At 62.0% G+C, this 8,260-nt stretch carries 11 protein-coding genes; 7 read left to right on the forward strand and 4 right to left on the reverse strand.

What is annotated here, in order from left to right; translation table 11 throughout:
• Positions 1-48: 48 nt before the first annotated feature.
• Positions 49-624: a putative natural product biosynthesis protein gene (locus Q1V60_RS03460; RefSeq protein WP_300627440.1), complete on the reverse strand. Its 576-nt coding sequence runs from the start codon at positions 622-624 to the stop codon at positions 49-51.
• A gap of 62 nt (positions 625-686) precedes the next feature.
• Positions 687-1,070: a DUF2946 domain-containing protein gene (locus Q1V60_RS03465; RefSeq protein ID WP_300627442.1), complete on the reverse strand. Its 384-nt coding sequence runs from the start codon at positions 1,068-1,070 to the stop codon at positions 687-689.
• Positions 1,071-1,250: 180 nt separating this feature from the next.
• On the opposite strand from Q1V60_RS03465, the gene Q1V60_RS03470 reads away from it, so the two are divergent.
• The 3 genes from Q1V60_RS03470 (at position 1,251) to Q1V60_RS03480 (ending at position 2,899) form a co-directional block, all read left to right on the forward strand.
• The gene (locus Q1V60_RS03470; RefSeq protein ID WP_034106413.1) at positions 1,251-1,859 is read left to right on the forward strand and encodes an SCO family protein; all 609 of its coding nucleotides are present in this window, start codon (positions 1,251-1,253) and stop codon (positions 1,857-1,859) included.
• Positions 1,859-2,341, forward strand: a complete 483-nt coding sequence (locus Q1V60_RS03475) for a copper chaperone PCu(A)C (protein ID WP_300627445.1) — start codon at positions 1,859-1,861, stop codon at positions 2,339-2,341. Before Q1V60_RS03470 ends, Q1V60_RS03475 begins: the two co-directional genes overlap by 1 nt.
• 69 nt (positions 2,342-2,410) lie before the next feature.
• Complete coding sequence (locus tag Q1V60_RS03480; RefSeq protein ID WP_300627447.1) at positions 2,411-2,899, forward strand: HIT family protein; 489 nt, start codon at positions 2,411-2,413, stop codon at positions 2,897-2,899.
• On the opposite strand, the gene Q1V60_RS03485 is transcribed toward Q1V60_RS03480, so the two are convergent.
• A complete protein-coding gene (locus tag Q1V60_RS03485; protein ID WP_300627449.1) occupies positions 2,880-3,401 on the reverse strand; it encodes a GNAT family N-acetyltransferase in 522 nt (173 codons plus the stop codon). The genes Q1V60_RS03480 and Q1V60_RS03485 overlap by 20 nt on opposite strands.
• Positions 3,402-3,683: 282 nt before the next feature.
• Here Q1V60_RS03485 and Q1V60_RS03490 point away from each other — a divergent pair, with 282 nt between their 5' ends.
• The 4 genes from Q1V60_RS03490 to argE are packed head-to-tail and all read left to right on the forward strand — an operon-like array spanning position 3,684 to position 7,240.
• Complete coding sequence (locus tag Q1V60_RS03490; RefSeq protein WP_300627450.1) at positions 3,684-4,973, forward strand: NAD(P)/FAD-dependent oxidoreductase; 1,290 nt, start codon at positions 3,684-3,686, stop codon at positions 4,971-4,973.
• 25 nt (positions 4,974-4,998) lie between these two features.
• Positions 4,999-5,409: a RidA family protein gene (locus tag Q1V60_RS03495; protein ID WP_300627452.1), complete on the forward strand. Its 411-nt coding sequence runs from the start codon at positions 4,999-5,001 to the stop codon at positions 5,407-5,409.
• Between the two features lie 11 nt (positions 5,410-5,420).
• Complete coding sequence (locus Q1V60_RS03500) at positions 5,421-6,098, forward strand: DUF1028 domain-containing protein (protein ID WP_300627454.1); 678 nt, start codon at positions 5,421-5,423, stop codon at positions 6,096-6,098.
• Entirely contained in the window at positions 6,095-7,240 is a 1,146-nt protein-coding gene (gene argE / locus Q1V60_RS03505) for an acetylornithine deacetylase (protein ID WP_300627456.1), read from the forward strand. Before Q1V60_RS03500 ends, argE begins: the two co-directional genes overlap by 4 nt.
• Before the next feature lie 29 nt (positions 7,241-7,269).
• On the opposite strand, the gene Q1V60_RS03510 is transcribed toward argE, so the two are convergent.
• On the reverse strand, positions 7,270-8,181 hold the full coding sequence (locus Q1V60_RS03510; RefSeq protein WP_300627458.1) for a LysR substrate-binding domain-containing protein: 912 nt from the start codon (positions 8,179-8,181) through the stop codon (positions 7,270-7,272).
• Between the last annotated feature and the right edge of the window lie 79 nt (positions 8,182-8,260).

Below are 8,260 nucleotides of genomic sequence, written 5' to 3' on the forward strand. Positions count from 1 at the left end.
CAGGCCTGTCGCGTTATTCATTGCACCAGCACTAAGTACCGGGCCACTTCAAGGTACCGCCAGCCATGCACTGAACGCGCCTCCCTCACTCAAGGGGCACCAGGCGAAATCCCAGGCGGGCGCGGGCAAGGCTTGTTGCTCTGCGGCTCTTAATGCGGCGCCGTTGCAATCGAATCCTTTGCGATCAAAGCCTTTCCAATCGAAAACGGTCGAACCACGCCAGCTCAGGACGACCCCCGCCGCCTGGCTGTTGTCCGTGAGCACCCAGCGCGCGGCCGCTGCGGCCATGAAGGCGTCAATAGGTTCTGCATCGATTTGCGTACGGTACGCTGAACTCAGCAGCCAACGACACACGTTCAAATAATAAGTCCAGTCCAGCGGTGGCTGGTTGCGATACGCCCAGGTCATGAAACTGCGAAACAGGTTCAAGCCCTCCGGCGGATCGAGCTTGAGCAATGCCGGGCAGACGTCGAACAAGGTGTGCCAATGCGGGAGCAGGCGTGCATCCAGGTGCACGAAACAACGGGCGTTACTTGGGTAGTCAGGCGTGGCCGATTCCGCGCGCGGGTATCGGGTGGCCTTGCTGATCAGGCGGCTGGCGCCTGCTGGCAACGGATGGTTCATAAAGCGTACTCACAGTCGTGACGATAGAACGCCTCCCGGTTACAGGAAGCCCAGAGCACACGTCAGAATGCGGGGGAAGCGCGGGGGTTGGCCGACGGCCAGGAATAACGCGGAGGCGCCTTGTTGCGCCGCTCATGGGCCGCGCGCGGGGTTTGCTTGAGGCCCAGCAACCAGGCCAGGCCGATCAGAAATACAAGGCCGACGGTGACGGCACCGCACACCGGGCAGGCAAAGTAGTTCGAGATGTTGCTGGAAGACGGGTCAGCCAACCCTTTGTCGGACACTGCCGGCTGGCCGCCGTCCACCGAACAGAACTGGCCGCCGATGCCGTTGAGCTGTTGGCCCATCATCTGCCCATGCCCCAAACCACACGCGAACAGGCTCACCAGCACGCAAAAGTACAGGGCCCAGGCGATCAGCGCACGGTCGGGGTGACTCAATTTCATGGCGGCGACTCTACCACCCAAGCCGCAAAAGGATGAAGCGCTGCACGCCCCTGTGGCAGAACGTCGCAGATTACGCGGGGTGGCCAGGGTTGATAGACTCTGCATCCTTCTCGTTATTCCTTTTCAGAGCCGGGTGGGCAGTTGCACGGCCATTCAGGCGTTTCACAGGATGCACAGTTGATGAGTACGTTATTCACCCGCCGCAAAGTGCTGACCGGCATGGGGTTGTTGGGCCTGGGCAGCCTGCTGGGCGGCTGTGACTACAGCCCCAAGCTGAATTTCAAGTACGGCAAAGACCTCAGTGACAAGATCATGGGGCGCACCTTCAAGCTCAAGAACACCGACGGCGAAACCGTCACCCTGAGCTCGTACCGTGGCCTGATGCCGGTGGTGTTCTTCGGCTTCACCCAGTGCCCGGCGGTCTGCCCGACCACCCTGGCACGTGCCGCCCAGGCCAAGAAACTGATGGGCCGCGACGGTGAAATCATGCAGGTGGTGTTCATCACCCTGGACCCCGAGCGCGACACCCCCGAGATTCTCGACAAATACGTCAAGGCCTTCGACCCCAGCTTCGAAGCCCTCTACGGCACCCCGGAAGAAATCGCCGTGGCCGCCAAGGAGTTCGGGATCTTCTATGAAAAGATCCCCGCCGGTGACACCTATACCCTGTCCCACACCGCCACCAGCTTCGTGTTCGATACCCGTGGCAACCTGCGCCTTGGCTTGCAGGCATCCCTTACCGCTAAAGAGTGCGCAGAAGACCTGCTCACCGTCATGGAGGTCTGCTAATGACTGCCGTTCAACACCTCAAGCGTCTCACCTTCGGCCTCACCCTGCTCGGCCTTGCCGCCCACGCCAGCGCCCAGGTGCAAGTGACCGACGCCTGGGTACGCGCCACCGTGCCGGGGCAGCCTTCCAGCGGTGCGTTCATGACCGTCACCGCCGACAGCGACAGCCAGTTGCTGCGCGTGGCTTCACCGGTGGCCAAGGACGTGCAGATCCATGAAATGAGCATGAAGGACGACGTGATGCGCATGGGCCCGGTGGATGCGGTGGCGTTGCCAGCGGGCAAAGCCGTGACCCTCGACCCGAATGGCTACCACGTGATGCTGATGGGCCTGACCGGCCAGATCAAGGAAGGCGACCAGGTGCCGCTGACCCTGACGGTGAAAGATGCCAAGGGCGCTGAGCAAACCATCGAAGTGAAAGCGCCAGCGCGCGGTTTGGATGGGATGGATCATAGCCATATGGACCATAGCAAGATGCATTGAAGTCGAACTCGGCAGAAATGCTGGGAATACTTGTTATCCTGCCGCACCAGCCAACCTGGACGCGTGCCCATGCAAATCGACCCCGCCTACCTCTTGCACCAGACCGAACACTGGCTGCTCAACCATCATCTCGCGTCGAAGCTGCCGGGCTACCTGATGCTCGGCGCCAAGGCACCGATCGATTCGCTCGCCGACATGCCCGACGCCGCACTGGCCGAACTGGGCGGCTTGCTCGCCCGGACCCAGCGCGTGATGCAAACCCAGCTCAAGCCCAAATGGCTGTATACCAGCCGCTACGGCCATATGCCGGGTTTCCCGCTGCACTTTCACTTCATCCCGGTCTATGACTGGGTTGAACAAGCGTTCTGGCACGACGAACGTTATCGCGCGTTGCAGGGTTTCGGTTCGCAGACATCCGCCGAAACCTTGACCGACGGGGCTGAGCTGACGCTGTTTGTGTGGCGTGAGTTTGGTGAGAGCCTCACGCCGCCGCAGATTCAAGGGCCTGGTATAGAACGGGTGATTGAACAATTGCGCACTAATTTCGCGAACCGATAAGGCACTCGCCATCACGGCCTGCAGCATCGGAGTTCGGCGCAAGTTTTTTCATCATGGGCACACACGCCAGCACTAACCCGGACGGCGAGCGATACACCGCCTGCTCGTCCCCCTCATACCCACAGGCACGATAGAAACTCACCGCATTCAACGTCGCATCCAATACCACGTGCGCAATCCCCTGCTGCCGCGCAACGTTTTCCAGGTGATCGAGCATCGCCCTGCCATACCCGCGCCCGGTGAATGCAGGCAATACGAATAAGGCACCGACTTCATTGTTGGCAAGGTCGAGCATGCCGGTGGCGACAGGCTGACCGTCCACCCATCCCAGGTAGAACGGTTGTTCCATCAGCGCGTTGTAGCCATCACTTGCACATCCTCGGGTCCAGAGCGCCATTTGCTCAGCGCTATAAGCGCCGATGCACTGACCGCGAATGGCCTCACGGCGAATCTCAAATGCGCTGTCTGCGTCGTCTGGGGTCGCTCTTTTTATCTCCAACACTGCATGCTCCTTCCATGACTTTAAATCGTAACTTAGCCCGTTTGTGCTAATCGCCCCTCCTGATCCCGGCGCTGTATTCTCCGGCACTTCCAACGTTCAGCCAACACCGCGCATTCGAGATCCGGATCATATTTCTCACTGTGGCTCTATGGCGTCCGCGCTTCTGCATTCGATATTTATGCTCACTCCAAAGCTTAATAATATTTTATTAAAAACCACCCTCCCCCTAGCCTTGAAGTCATGCCCAAGCTGAATCCAACTGCATTACGCAAGGACAGACACATGACCCAAGCAATAACAAAAACAGACACCCTGGTGGTGGGCGCCGGCCAGGCCGGCGTGGCCATGAGCGAGCACTTGAGCAAGCACGGCGTGCCGCACCTGGTGCTCGAGCGTAGCCGTATCGCCGAGCGCTGGCGCACAGGGCGCTGGGATTCGTTGGTGGCCAACGGGCCGGCCTGGCATGACCGTTTTCCGGGTCTGGAATTTGATGATGTGGCGCCCGACGGCTTTGCGCCTAAGGAGCGCGTGGCGGATTACTTCGAAGCTTATGCGCGCAAGTTCAATGCACCGATTCGCACCGGTGTTGAGGTCACGTCGGTGGTGCGCAACGAAGGCCGCCCAGGCTTTACCGTGCACACCAGCGAAGGCGTAATTGAAGCCAACCGCGTGGTGGCCGCCACCGGGCCGTTCCAGAAGCCGGTGATTCCGGCCATCGCGCCGAAAGACACCGCCCTGCACCAGATTCATTCCGCCGACTACCGCAACCCCGCACAACTGCCGGCAGGCGCCGTGCTGGTGGTGGGCGCCGGTTCTTCCGGTGTGCAAATCGCCGATGAATTGCAGCGCTCCGGTCGCCAGGTGTACCTGTCGGTCGGCGCCCATGACCGCCCGCCTCGCGCTTACCGCAACCGGGATTTTTGCTGGTGGCTGGGGGTGCTGGGCGAGTGGGACCAGGCGGCGATGAAGCCTGGCCGCGAGCACGTGACCATCGCGGTGAGCGGCGCCCACGGCGGCAAGACCATCGATTTTCGTGAGCTGGCCCAGCAAGGCATGACCCTGGTAGGGCTGACCCAAGCGTTCGACGGCAATGTGGCCACGTTCCAAGCCAACCTGGTGGACAACCTGGCCCGTGGCGATGAGAACTACCGGGCGCTGCTGGACGCGGCCGATGCCTACATCGAGCGCAACGGCCTCGACCTGCCCCCGGAGCCCGACGCCCGCCGCGTATTCCCTGATGCCGAGTGCATCAAAAACCCGATCCTGAAACTCGACCTGGCCCAGGCCGGCATCACTTCGATCATCTGGGCCACCGGGTTTGCCGCGGACTACAGCTGGCTCAAGGTGGATGCAGTTGACGCGGCCGGCAAGCCCCGGCACCAGCGCGGCGTCTCCAGCGAGGCCGGGATTTATTTCCTCGGGCTGCCCTGGCAGTCGCGCCGTGGCTCGTCGTTTATCTGGGGCGTGTGGCACGACGCCAAGTACGTGGCCGACCATATCGCCATCCAGCGTCAATACCTTGAGTACCGCGAAGCCGCCCCGGTGGTTCGCCAGCCCCCTGTCAGCGCCTGATCCCCTTTTTTTCGGAGTTTTTACGATGCCTACTCACACGCGTATTCGCATGTTCAACACCCAGCAGACTTACCCCAACCAGAGCCTGGACAACGACCTGTGCCAGGCCGTGCGCGCCGGCAACACCGTGTATGTGCGCGGCCAGGTGGGCACCGATTTCGATGGCGCGCTGGTGGGCCTCGGTGATCCGCGAGCCCAGGCCGAACAGGCGATGAAGAACGTCAAGCAACTGCTCGAAGAAGCGGGCTCGGATCTCTCGCATATCGTCAAGACCACCACCTACCTGATCGACCCGCGCTATCGCGAACCGGTGTATCAGGAAGTCGGCAAGTGGCTCAAGGGCGTGTTTCCGATCTCCACCGGGCTGGTGGTCTCGGCCCTGGGTCAACCCCAGTGGCTGATGGAAATTGATGTAATCGCGGTTATTCCAGAGTAAGGAGGCGAGCCATGACCTTTTCAATCGTCGGCCGTTGTGCGCAAACCGGCCAGCTGGGCATCGCCATCAGCTCATCGAGTATCGCCGTGGGCGCGCGTTGCCCCTGGCTGCGGCCAGGCGTGGGGGCGGTTGCCACCCAGAACATCACGCTGCCGGCCCTCGGCCCGGACGTGCTCGATGGGCTGGAGCAAGGCGCCTCGCCTGCCGACGCCATCGACACAGCCCTGACGCGCAACGGCTACAGCCAGTACCGGCAACTGACCGCGATCGATCACCTGGGCCGCAGCGGGCATTTCAGCGGCAGCGAAACCCTGGGCACCCACAATGCCGTGTCGGGCGAACAATGCGTGGCGGCGGGCAATATGCTCGCCGACCGAGGGGTGATCGAAGCCATGGTCAGCGCCTTCGAACACGGCGAAGGCCAACTGGCGGACCGCTTGCTGGCAGCGATGCACGCGGCCATCGCCGCCGGTGGCGAAGCCGGCCCGGTGCATTCCGCCGCGCTGGTGGTGGTGGGCGAGCTGACCTGGCCGATCATCAACTTGCGCGTGGACTGGGCCGATGAAGCGCCCATTGGCGAACTGCAAACACTCTGGGACGCCTACCGCCCGCAAGTGCAGGACTACATCGACCGCGCCCTCGCCCCCGACCGCTCGCCTGGCTACGGCGTGGCCGGGGACGAACGATGAGCCGCAGCCGCGACCTGCTGCAGGCGCTGGTGGGGTTCGACACCACCAGCCGCGAATCCAACCTGCGGTTGATCGAGTTCGTGCGCGATTACCTGTCGGGCTTCGGCGTGGCCAGTGAGTTGATCTACAACGAATCGCGCAGCAAGGCCAACCTGTTTGCCAGCGTCGGCCCGGTTGCGCTGCCCGGCATCGTGTTGTCGGGGCATACCGACGTGGTGCCGGTGGATGGACAGCCCTGGACGCTGCCGCCGTTTCAGCTGACCGAGCGTGACGGCAAGTTGTATGGCCGGGGCACCGCCGACATGAAGGGCTATATCGCCTGCGTGCTGGCGCTGGTGCCCGAACTGATCAAGGCGTCTCTGCGCGTGCCGGTGCACATTGCGTTGTCTTACGACGAGGAAGTCGGTTGCCTGGGCGTCCGTTCGTTGCTCGCCGTATTGGAGCAGCGCCCGGTAAAACCCATGCTGTGCATCATCGGCGAGCCGACGGAGCTCAAACCCGTGCTCGGCCACAAGGGCAAGCTGGCGATGCGCTGCGATGTGCATGGCGAGGCGTGTCACTCAGCGTATGCGCCGTCCGGGGTGAATGCGATTGAGCATGCCGTCGAGTTGATCGGCGAACTCGGGCGCATCGGCCAACGCTTGCGGGCGCACCAGGACCCTCGCTTTGATCCGCCGTTCAGCACCGTGCAAACCGGCGTGATCAGCGGCGGCAAGGCACTCAATATCGTGCCTGCCGATTGCCGGTTTGATTTTGAAGTACGTGCACTGCCCTCGATGGATCCGGGTGAAGTGGCTGAAGAGTTGCAAGCCTATGCGATGCAACAGGTACTGCCGCGCATGCACGCCGTGAGCAGGCAGAGTTCGATTCGGTTCACCGAGTTATCGGCTTACCCTGGCCTGGTCACCGATGAGCGCAGCCAGGCCGCAGAACTGATCGCGGCGTTTTGCGGTTCCAGGGCGTTTGGCACCGTGGCGTTTGGTACCGAAGGCGGGTTGTTTGATGCAGTGGGCATCCCCACCGTGGTGTGCGGGCCCGGCAGCATGGACCAGGGGCACAAGCCGGATGAGTTTGTGAGCGTGGAACAGTTGGCTGGGTGTGATGCGATGTTACGGCGGATGCTGGATTCGATCCGCCTCTGAAACCACCACGTTCCCCACATTTCTGGCACTCAGGCCAGCAACCTCGCCAGCTCTTCGCGGCAGTAATCAACGAACAACTGCACCGGCTTGGTCAGCGGTGCGCGTTTGAGCCACACCGCCGACAACCCGGAGCCGGTGACGGTTTCCGCCAGCGCAATACACACCACCTTCTGCCCATCATAGGTGTACTCGCTGAACGGCTTGGTCACCAGAATCGAAAAGCCAAACCCGCGCCCCACCATGCCCCGCACCATCTCGATCGACGGCGAGCTGAACACGATATTCGGTGTCAACCCGCGCTCTTCAAAGATGCTCACGAAGTACGTCCGGCTGGGCAGCACGTCCAGCAGAATCATCGGCTCCAGCACCAGGTCGGCCAACGACACCCTGGCCTGCCGTGCAAAGCGATGATCGGCCGGCAACAACGCGTACGGCTGCTGCGGCGGCATCAACGGCGTGGTCTCGATGGAGCCGCCCAGGTCGTGTTCGAACAGCATCGCCACATCGATTGTGCCCGCCGTCAGCGCCTGCACCAGTTCCTGCTGCTCGCCATCGCGGATGCGGATTTCCACCCCCGGCCAGCGCGCCTTGAAGCCGGCGATCAGGCGCGGCAGGTACAACGGCGCCACGGTTTCAAAGCAGCCGATATCGATCTGCCCGGCCACCACATCATTGTCGGCCAAGGCGTTCTGTTCGAATTCATGGGCCACCCGCAACAGCTCCAGCGCCTTGCGATAAAACCGCGCGCCGCTGGGGGTGAGCGAGACACCCTGGGCGTGATGGCGGATAAACAGCTGCACACCGAAACTGTCTTCCAGCTGCTTGATTGCCGTGGAAACCGACGGCTGGGCGATATACAGCTTGCGCGACGCCTCGGCGACGCTGCCGCATTCGGCGGTGGTGACGAAATATCTGAGTTGGCGCAGGTTATAGGCAGCCATCGGGGCCTCCGAAAACAGGGGTTTTCGCCCCAAACAAGTGCAGGAAAAACCGGCTTTTTATGTCGATTGGAGCCCATGC

The sequence above is a fragment of the Pseudomonas sp. genome, assembly GCF_030147005.1.
Lineage (GTDB): Bacteria > Pseudomonadota > Gammaproteobacteria > Pseudomonadales > Pseudomonadaceae > Aquipseudomonas.